Origin of the sequence: Paenibacillus barcinonensis (assembly GCF_003217495.1) — a bacterium.
GTDB classification, from domain to species: Bacteria; Bacillota; Bacilli; order Paenibacillales; family Paenibacillaceae; genus Paenibacillus; species Paenibacillus barcinonensis.
On record NZ_QJSW01000001.1, the window covers coordinates 268,151 to 286,576 of the forward strand.

The following is an 18,426-nucleotide window of genomic DNA, read 5'->3' on the forward strand; positions in this document are numbered from 1 at the left end:
TGCCTCCTCTCAAAATAGTGCATTATCTTTGTCAATCCGTCGGACGATGGTATTGGATACCAGCACCAGCACAAAACCGACAATCGCTTGATACAAACCTGCCGCAGATGACATCCCGATGTCTCCACCAATAAGGAATGTACGATATACATACGTATCAAGTACGTTGGTTACAGGGAACAATGCGCCTGATTCCAGCGGAACCTGATAGAACAGGCTGAAGTCTGCATAAAAGATACGTCCGATCTGAAGCAAAGTCATAATGACTATTAATGGAATCAGAAAAGGAATCGTAATGAAACGAATCTGATGCCACTTTGACGCCCCATCGAGTACAGCTGCTTCGTAATATTCTTCGTCAATGCCCACAACTGCTGCGAGATAAATAACCGCATAATAACCGATATTTTTCCACGTATTCACAAGTGGCAGAATGTATGGCCAATATTTGGGTTCAGAGTACCAGTCAATCGGCTGTCCTCCAAACATTTGCAGAATGGTTGAGTTCATAAATCCCGAGTCCTTGCCGAGAAAAGCAAGCACGAGATAGCTAACCACGATCATGGATAAAAAATAAGGCAACAGCATAAGTGATTGGTATAACTTGGACATTGCTTTATTTTTTACTTCGTTGAGCATAATTGCCAGCCCTACACCAACAAACAGATTGAGTGCGATAAATACGGTGTTGTAAGCAAGCGTGTTTCGCGTAATCTCCCACGCATCGCTGGTTGAGAACAGGTATTTAAAATTATCCCATCCGCTCCACGGGCTCCCCCATATTCCATCGGCATAGTTGACATTTTTGAATGCGATCAGAACGCCGAACATCGGCATATAGTTGTTTACCAGCAGAAACAAAATACCTGGCAGAAACATCAGGTAGAGCACCTTGTACTTGCCAAGATTGTATAACACGGACTTGCGCTTTCGAACCGTGCCTTCCGGTATCTCCGATATTCGTACGCCCTTACCCGCCTGGGGTTGTGTCTTCATACGTGTTCTCCCTCACTCCTCTTGAATTCTTCCTCAGGATGAAGCTCCGTGCGCCTCCTGTGGTTCAAGTATACGGCGGGGCGATCAAGTCCTCTATCTGCTGTGGTGACCTGTTCAATGATCAAATTATGACTTTTATCCCATTAAAAACAAACAAAAAGCGCAGCATGCTGCGCCTGATTACACGGTTCTGGACTGCTTGCGAAACTCCTGTGGCGTAATCCCCGTGCATTTTTTGAACATTTTCGTAAAATGAGAGTAGTTATAGTACCCTACCTTACCTGCGATATCCGTCACCTTGACGGTCGATTGAGAGAGCAGGGTTTTTGCCATCGCAACTCGGCGCTGCAGAATGAATTCGGACAGAGACATTCCCTTTTCCTTACGGAATAAACGGGACAGATACGCCGGGTTAAACCCGGCAAAAGCCGCAAGCTCCTCCCGCATCAGCTCTTCGCCGATATGAGTCTCAATGTATATGCACAGCTGATCCACAATCGACATCGGATTGTGATCGTCCGGGTACAATACGGGGATGACACGGTCAATCAATTCAAGCGTCCACTGCTTCAGTTGCGACAGTGATCGTGTAACTACGGCTTCCTCGGGCTCCCGCTCTCCGGGATACAGACTGCGAATGGATACGTTATTCTGATGCAGCAGCGGGTAAACGACATGTAGCATCGCATGATAGTAGAGATGCAACATTTCCGGGGATAATCCTTCCTGCGCGGCAAGCAGCTCGAAAATTTCATGTACACGTTCACGCAGGTCATCTACTTTACCTGTTTCGAACAAAATGGACAGCTCGGAGAACCATGGAATAGGTAAAAAGCGATCTTCCTGCGCCCGATGCCGCTCATCATAGACAAAAACCTCTTCCAGTTCCTTGATATTACGCCGCTCCATGTCCATCAAGTCATTCAGCATGCCCTGCAGTTCAGTTACAGCAACGGGTGCACCGACATAACAGGATAAACGACAGTAGAAATAGATGCCACACTCCTGGATATAACGCTGACAGCGTTGCTGGGCTTCTTCGGCAGACAGGACGCTTCCATCCTGTTCGTACGCCAGTACGATGTTAAGTCCACTGTGATCCTGAAATACTTCTCCTGGCTTATCCCCCAGCACCATTTCTCTGGCCGCATTACGCAGAGCGTATTCCAATACCTCTTCATCGCGCAGATTGAACTCACGTACCCACTCCTCTACCGATATCACAATCGGCAGAACACGAACCTCAGGATCAATCTCTGCTCCGTAGAGCTCAGCGAGCTCCTGCAGCTTCTGTGGGGTAAGCGCACTGCGCTGGGACACCGCATCTTTCCAGAAACGCTCGGTCAGTAGAGGTTTATGGGTTTTCCACCGCTTGTATACGGTTTCGTAAACCTCGTTCGTTCGTGTACGCTGCTCTCCGTCCTTGATTTTGTCTATGGCTTGTGTAACCACTTTAATAAGCTGATCCGCAGGAGCAGGCTTCAATAGATAATCGAAGCTGTTCAGCTTGATTGCCGTCTGAGCGTAATCAAACAGAGCATGCCCTGTCAAAAAAATAGTCAGTATCCCTGGATCGTGCTTCAACACCCAGCTTTGCAGATCGAGACCGCTCTCCCCAGGCATCTCGATGTCACAGATCAAAATATCAATGGCCTCACTCCGAATGACCTGTCTCGCCTCTTCTACATCACATGCCCCGAACACCTGATCAATTCCGGCAGCCTTCCAGTCCACACCCTCCAGCATCGCTTGCAGAGCGTATACTTCATCATCCACAATCAACAGGTTCCGCATGAGTTCCTCCTTCTTGCTCTTCGGTCTGAGCAGGCAGATAAATGCTTACTGCAGCGCCACCATCTATCCTGTTTTCAAAAATCAACCCGGCCTCGTTGCCATACTTCACCAGCAGCCTGTGGGCCACATTCCATATGCCAATATGCTGTCCTCCGGGGTCCTTGGCATATTGGCCATGCTGCAGCCGCTCCAGCAGCTCCGGTGCAAATCCGACGCCGCTGTCCATAATCCGAAGCTCCAGCATTCCATCCTTGGCCTCACCGTCTGTAGCTCCCGTCACACGCGCAGCAATACGAATGACAAAGGGTTGCATCCTCCGCTGAAATCCATGAATAATGGCATTTTCCACAAAAGGCTGTATGGTCAGCGGCGGCAAAACATATTGACCCGCCTTCGGTTCAATGTCCAGCTCGAATTCCAGCTTGCTCGGGAAGCGCAGCTTCTGAATCTCGAGATAGTGACGAATATGCTCGATCTCGTCGTTAAGACTGATTACACGTTTGCCCGCACGTAAACTGAATCTGAAATAATCAGCCAGATGACCTGCCATCTGTTGTACCAGCTCATGTTTTTGCAGAGAGGCCAGGCTATGAATAATATTCAGTGAATTCAGATAAAAGTGCGGATTGATCTGCATCTGCAGCTGCTTGAATTCGGCCTCCCGTGTCCGCAGCTGCTCCTCATATACATCAATCTTCAGATGCTGGATCTCCTGAATCATCTGATTGAAGCTACGTGTCACAAACTCCAGCTCGGAGGAGGATGGTGCCTCCAGTGTTACATCCAGCTCCCCGCGACTAACCCTTCTCATGCCACGAATCAGAGCATTCATGGGACGAAACAGCAGCTGACGCAGAAAGAACAGCGCGGTGATGAGAATGACAGCAGCCCCTATAGGCAGCAATCGAATAATCTGTTGAAAAAAAGGCAGGTTACGCATCATGTCTTCCTCTGGTAGCAGTACAACATAATTCATCTCTGACATCGCAGAGGAAATGCCAACCATCAGATACTGCCGGGCCTGCCTTCCCGTTTCAGAGATGACCTGATACGGACTTTCCAAACCGGTCAAATGATCCGCCGCCAGTTTAATTTGTCCCGCATTCAGCGTTGAGTCAGATAAGGCTCTGCCATCGGTAGTCACGATAACCGCTCCGCCTCTGTCTCCCGATTCAGCAAACTGCTGTGAATCATTCATTGCATTCATGTCTACCAAAGCCCCGGCATAAAATTGCTGATTGATTCGCACTGTTTTCACTAATGCATTAAACGAGCCTCCACGTACAATACTCCATTCAGGCTTCTGAATATCCCCCTCCAGCTGGCGCAGCTGGGCTGGCATACTGCGCTGCACAACCGACTTTTTGATATCATAGTTTCCCGCGGTTGCCAGTAGCAGATCGTCGTTCACTGCATCATACAGATAGAATGAATCAATGAGATTGTAGAATCCGATATCAGTCATAAATTTGTTCATAATACGCTGCTTGGCAATAATGTAGTCTCCACTTCCGTATTGCAGAAAGAACAGAGAAATAATATCAGGGTCACGCTCGCCCAAACTGTACAAATATCGATTCGTTTCCTGCAATACTCGTTCATTTTGCTCCACATTTTTGGCCAGATGATTCATATAAGTGAGGGATACCTTATCACGTACCACTTTCATGGCATAAACGTTGTTGTAATAGAGCAGCAGGAACAATGGCAGCATGATCAGCGTAAGGCCCACAATAAATTTAAAGCGTAATGAACGGATCAAGTTCATGGATTACCGTCCTTTTGATTCAAGATAAGCTGATTCATTGATTGTATCTGACTTTTTCTAATTTCTTCCTCAAGATGGCATGTATATTGTAATCACCTGTGTTCGACGTTGTCTATCAGGTTCAGTGACTCCCATATGTGTGTTATCGTGACTTGTATTCTCAAGTCCACCCCCTTTGAATGCTCTGCTTCACTCCTACATAATTCTCTGAATGTAAAAAAAATCCTGCTTGAACGCCCAGGCCTGACATGCATAGGATATATCACCCCCCGGATAAGTGACCAGGGGTGCAGGGAGGCTGTCATCATGATGAATATTCAACTTGTTCCGCTGCACTATGTTTATTTGGCATTTATTGTCCTGATTATCGCCGTGATGGTTCGACGCAAAGATACCACCATCATCTGTGTCGCAGGCATTATGACCATTGGACTGCTGGCAGCAGAAACGTTAAGCGGCTCGGTCGCCGGAGTTTTCAACAGCTTTATTTACGCTGCCAAGGAATTGTTAAGCACTATCTTTATCATCTCGATTATCGTTGCGATGAGTCGGGTTCTGATCAGAACAGGCATCAATGAAGTCATGGTGAGACCCCTCACCCGGTTTATTCGAACACCTCAGGCCGCCTATTGGGGCATCGGGCTCATTATGATGGTCGTATCTTTATTTTTTTGGCCCTCTCCAGCGGTTGCACTCGTCGGTGCAGTCCTTCTGCCAGCAGCGGTCAGGGTTGGGCTGCCTCCAATCGGAGCTGCGATTGCGATGAACCTGTTTGGTCATGGTGTTGCCTTATCCGGCGATTACATTATTCAAGGTGCTCCCAAGCTTACAGCAGATGCGGCTGGTCTTCCCGTAGCGTCCGTGATGGCTGCAAGCGTTCCTCTTGTGCTTGTCATGGGCACGGTATCTACACTGACTGCCTTCTGGATGCTGCGCAAAGAGATGAAATCCAGCAGCGGGCCGCAGCCAGCAGTGAGGCTGGAGCACTCATCAACAGAGCTTCCATTATTACCTTTAGCAGCAGAAAGTCATTCATCTATTGAAGCGCATAGGATGCCCCTTCGTCTTCGAAAAACATTTGCGCTTATTATACCGTTGTTATTCGCACTTGATGTTGTGCTGATGTTTGTGCTAAGCCTGCAGGGAGGAGATGCAACAGCGTTAATCGGTGGAACCGCCGTAGTTATTCTGATCGCCGTTTCGCTGGCGGCACATCGTTATAACGGCTCGGAGGAAACGACCCATTATCTCATCGAAGGTTTTCAGTTTGGCTTCAAAGTATTTGGTCCGGTCATTCCGATTGCGGCGTTTTTTTATCTCGGGGACGCGGCTATTGCCGAATTATTTGCTAATCCTCTTCCTGAGGGCTCACACGGAATTGTTAATGATCTTGGCGTTGCACTGGCGGGTATTGTACCGCTGAACGACACGGTGGGCGCCATTACGATGACTGTTACTGGCGCTGTAACCGGTATGGACGGTTCAGGATTTTCGGGAATTTCACTCGTGGGTTCAATTGCTACGATGTTTGCTGGCTCAGCAGATTCAGCACCGATACTTACCGCATTGGGGCAAATCGCAGCAATCTGGGTTGGCGGTGGCACGTTAATACCGTGGGCATTAATTCCAGCTGCTGCGATCTGCGGGGTCAGTCCGTTTGAGCTGGCACGGCGCAATCTGAAACCGGTCATACTTGGACTAACCGTAACAACTATCGTTGCGGTCCTTCTTATCTAAAAGATAATGCGTGATTAAGCAAAATCCCGCAGGATTCCCAGCTGCAAGATGCACCATCACCTCTGAATGGTGTGGATTCTGCCTTGTTTATTCATTGGCGCTGGGATTGCCCGTTGAAATCACTTGTTTCACCCGGCCAACTTGTCCGCTCGTTAATCTCACTTTAATGCCGTGCGGATGGTTAGGCGATTTGGTTAACAGATCTTTGACAACACCTCGGGTCAGTTTACCCGAGGACTGGTCCTGCTTGAGCACGATATCAACCTCCAGACCCGGTTTGATGTCGGCTCTCTTTTGTCCATTCATATATTCACCTTCTTTATTGAAGTATCAGTAGCAGCTCAGCTCTAACTATTGTAGACGTTTGGACTGCAAAACAAAAGACCGCAGCTCCCCTGACAAGATCAGGGGCTGCGGCTTGGGCTTGAGTTGACTGGATATTAAGGCTGCTTTTGCGGGGATGAGGAGGAGACTCCCTCCTTGGCAGCTTCGCGAGCCTTGACAGCCAGCAGTTCGGACACCGTTACAAATTCATAGCCTCGTTCCTTCAGTTTGGGCAGAATCTGCCGCAAGGATTCAACGGTCTGTGATCTGCCATCAACCTTATCATGGAATAACACGATATCCCCATTCCGTGCATTGCCCAGAACTTTTCTTGTAATAGCTGATACACCAGGCAAAGCCCAATCTCGTGTATCCTGGTGCCAAGACCACAAAATAATGGTATATCCCTTCTGCTTGGCCGCCTGAATGACCATATCATTGTAATAACCTCCGGGGGGCCTGAACAATAACGGTCGCTGCGCTCCTGCGTTAACGATGGAGGTCTCTGCCGCCCCCATGTCCTTCAAGTAATAATCTAGTGCTGTGGAGCGGACGGCATACGTATGTGCATACGTATGATTTGCGATCTCATGCCCCTGGAACTGCTCCTGCCGAACAATATCCGGGTACTTCTCAGCCCATTTGCCAAGTACAAAAAAGGTCGCCTTGGCATCATACTGCTTCAATAAAGCCAAAATCTGAGGTGTCTGGACAGGGTCCGGTCCGTCATCAAAGGTCAGAGCAATCAGTTTGTCATGTGTAGGAACTTCCCACACGATCTCCCCACGCTCCTCATAATACTCACGATTCTTCTGTACCGGCTTGGCATACGCTGAACTGGTCAGCAACACCATAGCCAGCATGAACAATGCGACAAATCGAGCTGCTTTCAGGTTCATGTCGTATCCTCACTTTGATATTCATACATCATCCTTCAAACTTCATTCATACTTTAACTTCATACTACTTCATACTTTAACTGCAATCCTCTGTTAGCATTACCCGATTGTGGGCAAATCATCAATAATCTTCATCAGGCATTTTTCAGCACAGTCGCCTCCACGTCATTAATGTAACGACGCAATTGGGCTGCTACATCCCGGGTAATCTCTCCGCTCTCATACAATTGCTGAACGGTGTTCCGCTGTTCCTGAATGGCTATCATCTGAAGCTCGAGCTTTTCCTGATTAAACGGATCTTCCGCCTTGTCCTGACTCCATGCACGCAGCCTTGCAATAACTCGTTCATATTTGGCAATAACAGAGAGCGCCGCCGTGCGGTTCGTATCATTCATCTGTGCGCGTACAGCTTTGATCGCAGCCTGTGACGTGCGCAGCTTCACCTTGCGGAACAGCTCTGCATTTTCCAGCACAAACGGCTGATCCTGCTTCCGATCTCGACTGGTGAACAGCTGACCCAGCATACGTCCAACCTCGTTGAGCGAGGCAAGAAGCTGTATGTTGGTGCGATTGGAGAGCATCATCTCCTTACGATCTAACCAGTTATCACATTTGAAGGCTGCCTCGGGTCCAAGAGCATTCTCATCCATCATGGCTTCGATCTCTTTGCGCTCCGCTCTTGTAGCGATCAGATTTAATGCAGTTTCCTGCTTCTGCATCGCTTTGCGTGTATCTGCAGTGTATTGCCCTGCCGCCTGTTTAATGTATTTGGACAAATCCGATACGACGGTCAGGGCAGCAGCTTTATTTTCATCATTCATCTCGGATTTGACAGCTCGAATTGCAGCATTCAGCATAATGTCTTGTGCTTTGCGTTCAGAGTTCTGCGGTGTATTCTCATCGGATGTCCTTCCTTCCTTCTTCGCTAACACAGGCAATAGCACACTGGCCGCAATCAGAGATACCAGAATGACACCGGCCGCCAAGAAAATAATCAAATCCCGCTCGGGAAAGGGTGAGCCATCCTGAAGCACATAAGGAATTGAAAATGCACCTGCGAGCGTTACCGCACCCCTTACGCCAGAAAGGGAGAGAATTGTAATTTCTTTAAATCGTGGTTTGCCAATAGGTGATCTGGTACGCCGTAGCCATTCATTCCCCTGCCAGAATAGATAAATCCACAGGAAGCGGAGCAGAACAAGCAAAAGTGAGATGAGCACCACATAACCTAACACTTCGAGATTATTAAAGGATACGTTGACAAAGATTGTATTTAATACATCCGGAATCTGCACGCCCAGAATCATAAATACAAGACCGTTCAGAATAAATAAAATAACCGACCATGTGCTTGCCGATACCACCTGCATCTTGAGCTGCACCGACTCTGCCCGGTCACGTTCAATCGCATGAATAATTCCCCCGGCTACAACCGCCAAAATGCCGGAAACCCCGATCTCTTCACTTACCAGGTAAATTACAAAAGGAGTCAAAATTTGCAGAAGCATATGAATGGTTACATCCTCCATACCTAGTCTGCGAATCCATAGTCCGAGGCGGATCAACAGAAAGGACATCAGAGCACCAGCAAGCAGACCTCCCACTGCAATTACGATAAAACTGACCGTCGCTTCAGCCAGTGAAAAAACGCCGGTAACTGTTGCAGCGATCGCAAATTTAAATGCTACCAGACCCGAAGCATCGTTCATCAACGCCTCGCCCTCAAGGAGTCTATGTATGCTTTTGGGCAAATGTACACGTCCCGCCATTGCCCCTACTGCCACGGCATCTGTCGGAGACAGAATGGCTGCTAGCGCAAATGCCGCTGGCAGCGGAATGGACGGGATCAGCCAGTGGATGATATGCCCGGCTACAGCAACCGTAACGAACACTAGACCAAGGGCAAGCAGCAAAATCGGTGCACGCAGGTTCCACAGTTCGTTTCGTGGTGTTCTTTTCCCATCGTTATATAACAATGGTGCGATAAAAAGTACAAAAAACAATTCTGGATTAAGCGGCAAATGAACACCCGCAGGCAGCAGCGCCACAGCTACACCAAGCGCAATCTGAATGAGCGGAACGGGAATAAAAGGCACAAACCGGTTTAATACATTCGACAAACCGATCAGCACCAGCAAGACAAGCACCCCAATAAATAGTTCCATGATGACAACCCTTTCCGCTGCTAAAGTTAACGATACATCATAAGCCTTTTTTTCTCACAAAATCAAAGATGCTTATAACAAAGTTTTCATATTCTCTTACCCACTTCAACCATGTTGCTACGCGTTTGTACAAACAATTTTGATACAGGATATCTATAAGATGTACAATATACAAAGTACCATACCCCGCTAGAAAGGATCGTTCAAATCATGGCTTTTGGAATTAAACGACAGGAACTGGCAGCATGGAAAGAGCAGGTTGCTCGCGGCGAGATCGCCTATCTGACTCATTACTGGATTGATCCACGGTTTCCCGGTATCACAAGTGTTACCAAGGTCGGCTGTGCAGACTTGCACCGCCTGGAGCAATGGTGCAGGGAACATGACCTGAACCCACGCTACATTCATCGAAGACAGCCCTTCCCTCATTTTGATCTGATGGGGAGCAGACAGAAGGAAATATTGACGCAGGAAGGTCTGAACGAGCATGTATCCCGTTTTCACCTCTAACCCCTCGTTCTATTTGAACAGAAATGCTAAAAACGCCAGTCTTCACGATTCATGCCCGGCTTCCGGGACGAACGCATGAGGACTGACGTCTTCAGCTGTATATTCTATTTTTTTATTAACGATAGGTCTGTTCAAACGACTTCATCTTCTCCAGCAGCTTCATCTCGATTTTTTTGAGCATACCGAGCATTAGTTGCTGTTCTTCCTCCGTAAGCGCTTGTAACAATTCCCAAGTCATGCGCCCTCGGTTGGCATTTAACATTCTCGCTAATTGCTCTCCTTCTTCCGTTAAGGAAAGCCAGACAATTCTGCGATCTTCCTCGCTCCGAACCCGTTGAATCAGATTTTCACTTTCGAGCTGGTTTAACACAATCGTTGTCGCCCCGGAGGATAGACTGAGCTGACGTGCAACATCAACAGCCATACAGCGCTGTTCACGTAAAATCATGCCTAATATATGACTCTTCGTTGGATTCAGCTTACAGTTGGTTTCCGACTTTTGCTGTTGATCCAATACTTTGTTTTTATATCTGAAGAAGGCCTCCAACAATTGATCCACATTTGCCAATTGCGAGTTTCGCTCCGTATTCGGGCTCATATCCGTTCCTCCTGCCTTTCATCATAACCTACCTTATATTGTAACATATTTATACACATTTGGTTGCGAAAAAAACGGAAGCTTCTGATGTAGCCTGTGTCGCTCGCTACATATCAATAAAAATATGAGGCAACCTATTGTATCTACCGAATAGTTTGTATATAATAACGTATATCTTTTTAGTTACTTTTAGTTACTTAATAATTTAAGTAAATTTGTTATCATAAAGTAAATGGGATTTATCACTATATCGTAAGGGAATAATGGATATGAATTCAATGAAAATGACCGAAACAAACAGCCTTAGTCATACAGATGTCTGCATCGTCGGCGCAGGCCCTGGTGGCATGTTATTGTCATATCTGCTCAACCAGCAGGGGATCTCTACAACACTTATTGAGCGTCAGCCGCATCTTCACAAGTCTTTTCGCGGAGAACTGCTGAACACGGATGGTGAAGCCATTCTGAAAAAACATGGGCTGTTTACACACATTCAGGAGCTTGGTGCACTGCCGCTGGAGCAAATCCAGTATTGGGAAGAGGGTAACATCCTGCACACGATTGATCCTGATTTGAATAAAGGGGAACGGCATGTTGGCATTCATGTACCTCAGGATCATCTGCTTGAAGCAATCATGGCCCAAACGGACAATGTGGGTCCCCTCCATCAAACCCGATTCAATACCGTTATGACGGGGCTGCTTCGGGACAAAGATAGGAGCATTGCGGGCATTCATGTACGTCAGAACGGTGTCCCGGCATACATCAAAGCATCTGTCATTGTTGGAGCAGACGGCCGATATTCAGCAGTACGCAAGCATGCCGGCTTGATGCCAGAAATCCGCAAGCATGGTTACGATCTGTTATGGGCCAGAATTCCCGCCCCCGCCGGATGGGAGCCAGCAGTTCGGATGGCCAGCATGGATGGACAGCAGCTGGCGTTGTTCTCGCAGTACGGCGGTTATGTTCAGATCGGATGGAATATTCCAGAGGGCGGTTATGCCAAGCTGCGCGAGCAGCCCTTCGCGCCCTTCGTTGGCAAACTGGTAGCGGCCTTCCCGTGTCTTGCTGATTCCGTCGCAGCACATATTCAGAACTGGAGTGACTTTGTACTGCTTTCCGTAGAAAGTAGCTATAGTGCCAGGTGGGCAATGGATAACGTGGTGCTCATCGGGGATGCCGCCCATACGATGACACCTACAGGTGCCTTTGGCTTAAATGCCGCGCTGGAGGATGCTGATATCCTCTCCGATCTGCTTATTCAGATGGCAAAGGATGATTTCAGATCCGTTGATGCCCTGCAACAGCTACAGGATATTCGTGGCACAAAAGTACAACAGCAACTGGCACGCCAGATCGAGATGGAGTCTTCTTTTCAGCAGCGTTATGAATCGTTTCGCTAATTGGCGTCCATATAAGTTACACCAAAAATTTACACAATGCATTCCCATAACAGAACTGCCTTGCACACATATTTATCAATAGAAGAATAACGATTAACTGGGGCCAAAAAACAAAAGACATGCTGCTGCGTCCTCCTCTCCGTGCTGCCTGATTCTATGATCAGATGGTGCTGTCTTCATCTTTTCAACCTTCTTGTGCATTCATCGCACATATTCTCAGCAAATGGAGAGGCAGCGCCTGTATTTCCGGATGCCGCAGCGTCACCGTTCGACTCTCTCCCGGAAGCAGATCGAAATAGTTATCACTGAATCGAACCCGTCCCAAAGGTAGCTCCAGCTTCACCATACGTGCAACAGCCTCACTTGCAGTGATCGTCACGGATTGATCCTCTTCATTCAAATGAACGCTGAGCAGAGATGGAGGAAGCTTCACATCCTTGGGATCACGCAAAAAGTAACGATTAACCGGAGCATCAAAGCCTTCGGGTACAAGCTCCACTATGACTTCTTCGGCTTGTTTTGCAGCTAATACCTGCGTTTCTTGTAATGAGACAATACATGTAGAAGAATGAAGCGGCGCATTCACCTCATCCGTTCGGGTATAGAGCAGTTCTCCATGCAGATCGTACACATTCAAGCGAAGATGACCCTTTATGCCCTCTTGTGTATCGTTCACAACCCATAATACAAGCGGCTCTTCTGGCTCATGCTCCAGTGAAGGCAGAACAGGATGAAAGAATGTTTTGGCATAATAAAACGAAGCCTTAGGCAGCAGCTCATAATCGATCATGGACCAGCTTGTTCCCGGCCAGCTGTCATTAAGCTGCCATACAAGCGCACCTCTGTTACGATCATTGATTCGTCTGAAATGCTCAATCCCGTAACGCAAGCCCTCCGCCTGAGTCAGCATCGAAAAGTTCATGTATTCCTCAATGTCCCTTGGAATGCCCGTATACCCTTTCATCAGCAGAATGCCCTTCTGATGATTCGTATCCTTGTTGCGGTAGGCCATCTCGGGGCTGCCCCAGTAGAACTGACCCTCAGGCATATTTTTCTCGAGCGTATACCGATTCGCAGAAGCATGCATGCCAAATTCACTGCTGAACAGGGCATGATCCTTTTTAAAATTTTTAAATGTTACCCCTTCAATGCTGTAATCCAGCACGGGCACTTCTCCTTGCTTGCGCGGATACACCGAACCGTGCCACACCTGCCAGTTGTGCCGATCCCCGGTATCCGGGTCATTTGCATCCTGGCCATTGCTTGCCCCATAAGGCGAGGAAGGCCAGTACGGGCGTGACGGATCAAGCTCTTCGAGCAGCTCGGGGATCAGCTCGTGATAGATCCTTTCTCCATAGAACGGACTTGTAATATCACCGCTTGCGGTTTTCATATCATACAGCCAGTCAATCTCATTGTTACCACACCAGAGAGCAAGGGAAGTCCGACTTCGCAGTCGAAGCACATTATTTCTGACCTCCTGCCGCACATTATGCATGAAGTCACGGTTAAAATCCGGGAACAGTGCATTGGCAAACGCAAAGTCCTGCCAGACGAGCACACCCTGACGATCGCATTCATCGTAAAATACATCCTTCTCATAGATGCCGCCCGCCCAGACACGAAGCATATTCATATGCGCCTCCACAGACAGCTCAACCAACTCTTTGTACCGAGTATCCGGTATCGTTCCAATCATCTGATCTGCAGGTATCCAGTTTGCTCCTTTGGCATATATCGGAACCCCGTTCAGAATAAAAGCAAAACGGTTCTCTCCCTGTCCATTCTGCAGAGCCAGTTCAATCGTGCGGATGCCAAAGAGCTGACTGTATTGATCCAGCATCTCCCCGTCCGCATAAAGCGTAACCTCCAAGGTGTACAAATACGGATCTCCCAGATCATGAGTCCACCATAACCGAGGATCAGCCACATGTAACATGGTGTGCACTTGCCCCCCAGTGACAGGCAATGAAACAGCATTAGCAGCCACTTCTCCAGCCTCATTCAGCAGGCGAATATCACAGGTGGTTACGAGAGGCTGTGTACGTTTTTGCCTGCTGCGGTATGAAAGCACAGAGCGTACATCGGCGGTAACCTGAACCCGGGCATGCTTCGTATGAATGGATTCAGTGCGCGCGTATACGTTCTCCAGCTTGGCAATCCTGCTGCGCTCCAGACGTACAGCTCCCCAGATTCCGACAGTAACCATGCGCGGTCCCCAGTCCCAGCCAAAATTCATCGCAGCCTTGCGCAGCCAAGGGCGTTCCTTCGTATACGAGGACCAATCAAACTGCTCTTTGTCATGATGATGAAGAAAAAGTGGATCAAACCGAACGGCAACCGCATTCCAGCCCGGTCGTACCAGACGGGTTACATCAAAGGTATGAGACATCAGCATATTGGCAGTTCTCCCAACCTCATGTCCATTCACATATACCGTGGCAAATGTGTCGAGTCCTTCGAAAATCATCTCAAAATGCTCCTGCTCCCCGGATACAGCATGCAGATCAAGATTAAAGGTAGTGCGGTACCACCATTCCTTCTGCTCAATCCATCGGCTCTTGGCATCGTTATGTCCATAATAAGGTGCATCAATAATGCCTCGTTCTGCAAGTGCTCCGTGAACATCACCTGGCACCGCTGCTCCGATCCAGAAACGGTCATCCAGCGCTGCGGCTGCCACCTCCATCGCCCGCTTCTCTCCTACCTCATAATGCTGTATCCTCCACTGCCCTGACAGATCCTGACTTGACCGACCCACGTTCGCCACCATTCCGTTGCTCCCCCTGTCCTAGATGCCTGAAGATTTATATAAAAGTACATGCTCCCGGTATTCACTGGGAGTTTTGCCTGTATGCTTTTTGAACAGCCTGCTAAAATACTTTACATCCTCGTAACCGCTAATCGCGGCCACTTCGCTCACTTTGGCTGGAGACACCGCGAGCATATCCATCGCCCGTCTGATTCGCATATTGGTGACAAAATCACCAAACGTTACCCCCATCTCTTTTTTGAACAGCTCACTAAGATGCCCCGGATGCAAATGAATACGCCCTGCCACCTGCTGCAAGCTAACATCCTGCGTCAGTGAGGATTCAATATAACCAATCGCTTTCTGCACATGTGCCGCCTGCCCTTGTCCCATAAGGCTGTGATACACATGCATCAGTTCATATAAATGGTGAAACAGCTCATCTCCCAGCGTTGCAGCATCTTCATTCGATTCAGGGGTCCATGGCTCCACTCGGGCTGAATGTTCCCGCCCGATCGCCTGCAGCGTTCGGGCCAACCAGCGGTGACCCGCAATGACAACTGAATGCAAGCAGGCTGCATATGATCCTGGTGTGACGTGCGGTTCATGCATCAGTCCTGTCATCAGCTCACGAATCCATGCTGTCAGTTTGACCGGATCATGATCCAGCAGCAGTGTGCCAAGAGACGTCTCCTCCTCATGTGTCAGAACACTTTTACCACCCTGTCGTGTATGGATGTCTTCATACCGCCACACTTTGGCATCAAGTAACCCGTGATAGCGAAAAGCAGTCAAAGCGGTTTCGTAGCTGTGATGCAGCTCATCGGAACGATGAACCGCCTTGCCAACTGCTGCCCGGAGTGAGCATTTCAACCACTGCTCGATTCGGTTTAACCCGGCTTCCAGCCTGTATACGCTTACTTCATCCTCAGAAACAGCAGTAACAATGCAAACAACATGCTGTTTATGCACCTGAGCCACCGCTCCGGGCAGCACATCCTGCAGCATGTTTTGTACAGCGAACCGCAGCAGCGCATCCGAGGTGCCGCTCCAGCCTTTGGTCTGGATCAGGGCAACCTGCCTGCTCCAATGCCTATCCCCGGTATGATCCTGCCGTTCGGTGGATGCTGACTGCACGGATGCTGCTGCAAATTCCAAAAAAGCAGGACAGACCCCTGAGTGTATGTTTCCTTCAATAACCCAATCTGCAAACTGCCGCTCTCGATTTTCACGCAAAAGCTGTTCCTCGCGAGATTTTTCGGCCCAGCGGTCTGTGATTCTCCCCTTGGCCTGCAATACAGTTTCTATAATTTCTTCCGGCCTGCTTGTTTTGAGCAAATAATCGGTGACTCCGTTACGAATAGCCTGCTGCGCATATGAAAAATCATCATAACCCGATAAAATAATGACCTCAAGCTCCGGGATCAGCAGCATGGCCTCCTCCGCCAGCTCCAGCCCTGACTTGCCATTCATCCGAATATCCGTCATCAACATGTGTGGACGTTCCTCTGCCATCCTTGTCAGAGCTTCCTCCGCTGAGGCAGCCGGCTGAAGCAGCTCGATCCCGAGCTCATGCCAGGCAATAACACTTGCAAGTCCTGTTCGAATAATGACCTCATCATCAACAATTAATAATCTCATGGCATATCCTCCAGAATTGGAATGGAAAATGAAATCCGGGTGCCTCCGCCCTCGCTGCTATGCACATCAAGCAGTGAATCGGCTCCGTAATGCAGCAGCAGTCTTTCATTGACATTACGTAGGCCATACCCGCCATCAGATAACGAGCTGCCAAACGATTTCTCCTGTAGCTGACCGCCTGATCGCAGCGCATTGCTTCCTTCTGCTCCGGCAATGAGGTTTGCCCGTAATTGGCCCAGCTTGTCCGCGGCCATTCCTGCACCATCGTCCAGCACCAGAATATTCATACGCTCATCTCTCGCGTCCTTCTGAATCATAATCGTAATCGTACCCCCGCCTCCTGTTGGCTGAATACCGTGAAGCATCGCATTCTCCACAAGCGGCTGCAGCAGTAGCTTTAGCATCATTTGCTGCTCCAGAGCAGGATCTACAATATAATGAAGCACAAACTGATCCGGGAAACGAATAGACTGCACCCGCACATAATGACGGATATGTGCAATCTCCTGAGCAACCGGGCAATAATCCTGACCATTATTCAAGCTGATGCGCAGAAAATCACTCAATCCCTCCACCATATCTGCGATTCGACTTTCATTGGACATCAGCGCAATCCAATGAACGGAAGAGAGCGTGTTATACAGAAAATGGGGATTAATCTGTGCCTGAAGCACACGCAGATCTGCCTCCTTTTTGCGAGCCTCCCCGCGGATAACCTCTTCCTTCAGCAGCTGGATATGCTCGCCAAGCAGGTTATAACTCTCGCCCAGCCTGCCAATCTCATCATTGCTCACGGATTGAAACAAGGGAAGCGGACGTTTCGGATCAATTCTCGACAGATGCCGGGTCAACAGAAGCAGCGGTCTCGTAATCCGGCGAACAGTGAACCAGATCAGACCCCCACTGATGAGAGCCGACATAGCCACTGCTATTGCCGTTAGAATCAAAATGTAACTATTCTCGGAACGATACTGCTCGTAAGGGACCGTTCCGACCAAAGTCCAGCCTGTTAATTCCTCAGGATAGTACAGCACGGTACGCTTGTGTTTCTTCTCACCGTATATCGCCGTTCCGCTGCGCCCCTTCTGAATACGCAGCATAAGGCCAGGCTCCAGATCAGATACATGCTGTCCAAGTCTGGGCTTGTCCATGGAGGATAAAATCTCACCGGAGCTTCCGATCAGTTCCAGCCTGCCCTCCCCTCTGCCAAGCCCCAATGCGGGCCATCCTTTGGATATCACTTTCTCATCCAGACTGATCGCAAGCCAGCCGATCAGACGATAATCATGAATGCTGCGGATCGGACGAATTAAAGTAATGACATTCTGAATACCGGCGTAGTTTCGGACCGGATAGACGCCCGTCCATCGTTTGTCTGACTCCCCGCTTGGTGCCGGGGGATTGTAGATGCTTGCACCGTCTGCCTCGTACCAGGTGGCTGTTGATAAAGCTGCATCAAAACGCCCGGGATATATCGCTATGTTGGCTATATATTTTTTGGAGGCAGCCAGGTTGGTCATTCTGCCCAAAATGTCGATGCGATCCCGTTCATGATCCTCGTTACGGCTTAAATACTGCTGAATATCACGTTCTCCAATCAGGAAAATGGATAAATTCTCGGCATCCTGAAGCATATATCGGAGGTTGGCCTCAACCTGTTTCAGCGTATCCATACCCGACAGCTTCGTTTTTTCCTCTGTAATGCGCGAGGAGAACAGAAAAGCAAACAGCCCCAGCGCCAGAAGCGGCACAATCATCGAGGCTGCAACTACTACGGATAACTTACGCTGTAGTGAAGATGTAAGCCAGCGAACCAACTCTGTTCCTCCTTTGGATGCG

At 48.7% G+C, this 18,426-nt stretch carries 13 protein-coding genes; 3 read left to right on the forward strand and 10 right to left on the reverse strand.

What is annotated here, in order from left to right:
- Nucleotides 1-9 precede the first annotated feature (9 nt).
- The 3 genes from DFQ00_RS01205 to DFQ00_RS01215 all read right to left on the reverse strand — a co-directional run bounded on the left by DFQ00_RS01205 (nucleotide 10) and on the right by DFQ00_RS01215 (nucleotide 4,558).
- Nucleotides 10-996: an ABC transporter permease gene (locus tag DFQ00_RS01205; protein ID WP_174812286.1), complete on the reverse strand. Its 987-nt coding sequence runs from the start codon at nucleotides 994-996 to the stop codon at nucleotides 10-12.
- A gap of 180 nt (nucleotides 997-1,176) precedes the next feature.
- The gene (locus DFQ00_RS01210) at nucleotides 1,177-2,790 is read right to left on the reverse strand and encodes a response regulator transcription factor (protein ID WP_110893345.1); all 1,614 of its coding nucleotides are present in this window, start codon (nucleotides 2,788-2,790) and stop codon (nucleotides 1,177-1,179) included.
- Nucleotides 2,765-4,558, reverse strand: coding sequence for a sensor histidine kinase (locus DFQ00_RS01215; RefSeq protein ID WP_110893347.1), 1,794 nt, complete (start codon nucleotides 4,556-4,558; stop codon nucleotides 2,765-2,767). Before DFQ00_RS01215 ends, DFQ00_RS01210 begins: the two co-directional genes overlap by 26 nt.
- A gap of 309 nt (nucleotides 4,559-4,867) precedes the next feature.
- On the opposite strand from DFQ00_RS01215, the gene DFQ00_RS01220 reads away from it, so the two are divergent.
- A complete protein-coding gene (locus DFQ00_RS01220; protein WP_110894045.1) occupies nucleotides 4,868-6,295 on the forward strand; it encodes a hypothetical protein in 1,428 nt (475 codons plus the stop codon).
- Between the two features lie 87 nt (nucleotides 6,296-6,382).
- Here the strand turns inward: DFQ00_RS01220 and DFQ00_RS01225 are convergent, their stop codons facing one another.
- The 3 genes from DFQ00_RS01225 to DFQ00_RS01235 all read right to left on the reverse strand — a co-directional run bounded on the left by DFQ00_RS01225 (nucleotide 6,383) and on the right by DFQ00_RS01235 (nucleotide 9,683).
- Nucleotides 6,383-6,601: a YwbE family protein gene (locus tag DFQ00_RS01225; protein WP_110893349.1), complete on the reverse strand. Its 219-nt coding sequence runs from the start codon at nucleotides 6,599-6,601 to the stop codon at nucleotides 6,383-6,385.
- Between the two features lie 134 nt (nucleotides 6,602-6,735).
- A complete protein-coding gene (locus tag DFQ00_RS01230; protein ID WP_110893353.1) occupies nucleotides 6,736-7,518 on the reverse strand; it encodes a polysaccharide deacetylase family protein in 783 nt (260 codons plus the stop codon).
- Between the two features lie 134 nt (nucleotides 7,519-7,652).
- The gene (locus tag DFQ00_RS01235) at nucleotides 7,653-9,683 is read right to left on the reverse strand and encodes a Na+/H+ antiporter (protein ID WP_110893354.1); all 2,031 of its coding nucleotides are present in this window, start codon (nucleotides 9,681-9,683) and stop codon (nucleotides 7,653-7,655) included.
- Between the two features lie 210 nt (nucleotides 9,684-9,893).
- Here DFQ00_RS01235 and DFQ00_RS01240 point away from each other — a divergent pair, with 210 nt between their 5' ends.
- Complete coding sequence (locus DFQ00_RS01240; protein WP_110893355.1) at nucleotides 9,894-10,193, forward strand: hypothetical protein; 300 nt, start codon at nucleotides 9,894-9,896, stop codon at nucleotides 10,191-10,193.
- 115 nt (nucleotides 10,194-10,308) lie between these two features.
- On the opposite strand, the gene DFQ00_RS01245 is transcribed toward DFQ00_RS01240, so the two are convergent.
- Nucleotides 10,309-10,791, reverse strand: coding sequence for a MarR family winged helix-turn-helix transcriptional regulator (locus DFQ00_RS01245; RefSeq protein ID WP_110893357.1), 483 nt, complete (start codon nucleotides 10,789-10,791; stop codon nucleotides 10,309-10,311).
- Nucleotides 10,792-11,060: 269 nt separating this feature from the next.
- Here DFQ00_RS01245 and DFQ00_RS01250 point away from each other — a divergent pair, with 269 nt between their 5' ends.
- A complete protein-coding gene (locus DFQ00_RS01250) occupies nucleotides 11,061-12,194 on the forward strand; it encodes an FAD-dependent monooxygenase (protein WP_244213653.1) in 1,134 nt (377 codons plus the stop codon).
- Nucleotides 12,195-12,378: 184 nt separating this feature from the next.
- Here DFQ00_RS01250 and DFQ00_RS01255 read toward each other — a convergent pair whose 3' ends face one another.
- The 3 genes from DFQ00_RS01255 to DFQ00_RS01265 are packed head-to-tail and all read right to left on the reverse strand — an operon-like array spanning nucleotide 12,379 to nucleotide 18,404.
- A complete protein-coding gene (locus tag DFQ00_RS01255; protein WP_110893359.1) occupies nucleotides 12,379-14,967 on the reverse strand; it encodes a beta-mannosidase in 2,589 nt (862 codons plus the stop codon).
- 18 nt (nucleotides 14,968-14,985) lie between these two features.
- Nucleotides 14,986-16,587, reverse strand: a complete 1,602-nt coding sequence (locus DFQ00_RS01260; RefSeq protein WP_110893361.1) for a helix-turn-helix domain-containing protein — start codon at nucleotides 16,585-16,587, stop codon at nucleotides 14,986-14,988.
- On the reverse strand, nucleotides 16,584-18,404 hold the full coding sequence (locus tag DFQ00_RS01265; protein ID WP_110893363.1) for a sensor histidine kinase: 1,821 nt from the start codon (nucleotides 18,402-18,404) through the stop codon (nucleotides 16,584-16,586). Before DFQ00_RS01265 ends, DFQ00_RS01260 begins: the two co-directional genes overlap by 4 nt.
- Between the last annotated feature and the right edge of the window lie 22 nt (nucleotides 18,405-18,426).

Bases quoted from the DNA above. Each gene is read 5' to 3' on its own strand.
- DFQ00_RS01210 (WP_110893345.1), bottom strand. From the start codon at position 2,790: ATGCGGAACCTGTTGATTGTGGATGATGAAGTATACGCTCTGCAAGCG.
- DFQ00_RS01255 (WP_110893359.1), bottom strand. From the start codon at position 14,967: ATGGTGGCGAACGTGGGTCGGTCAAGTCAGGATCTGTCAGGGCAGTGG.
- DFQ00_RS01245 (WP_110893357.1), bottom strand. From the start codon at position 10,791: ATGAGCCCGAATACGGAGCGAAACTCGCAATTGGCAAATGTGGATCAA.
- DFQ00_RS01250 (WP_244213653.1), top strand. From the start codon at position 11,061: ATGAATTCAATGAAAATGACCGAAACAAACAGCCTTAGTCATACAGAT.
- DFQ00_RS01220 (WP_110894045.1), top strand. From the start codon at position 4,868: ATGAATATTCAACTTGTTCCGCTGCACTATGTTTATTTGGCATTTATT.
- DFQ00_RS01205 (WP_174812286.1), bottom strand. From the start codon at position 996: ATGAAGACACAACCCCAGGCGGGTAAGGGCGTACGAATATCGGAGATA.
- DFQ00_RS01230 (WP_110893353.1), bottom strand. From the start codon at position 7,518: ATGAACCTGAAAGCAGCTCGATTTGTCGCATTGTTCATGCTGGCTATG.
- DFQ00_RS01235 (WP_110893354.1), bottom strand. From the start codon at position 9,683: ATGGAACTATTTATTGGGGTGCTTGTCTTGCTGGTGCTGATCGGTTTG.
- DFQ00_RS01225 (WP_110893349.1), bottom strand. From the start codon at position 6,601: ATGAATGGACAAAAGAGAGCCGACATCAAACCGGGTCTGGAGGTTGAT.
- DFQ00_RS01240 (WP_110893355.1), top strand. From the start codon at position 9,894: ATGGCTTTTGGAATTAAACGACAGGAACTGGCAGCATGGAAAGAGCAG.
- DFQ00_RS01215 (WP_110893347.1), bottom strand. From the start codon at position 4,558: ATGAACTTGATCCGTTCATTACGCTTTAAATTTATTGTGGGCCTTACG.
- DFQ00_RS01260 (WP_110893361.1), bottom strand. From the start codon at position 16,587: ATGAGATTATTAATTGTTGATGATGAGGTCATTATTCGAACAGGACTT.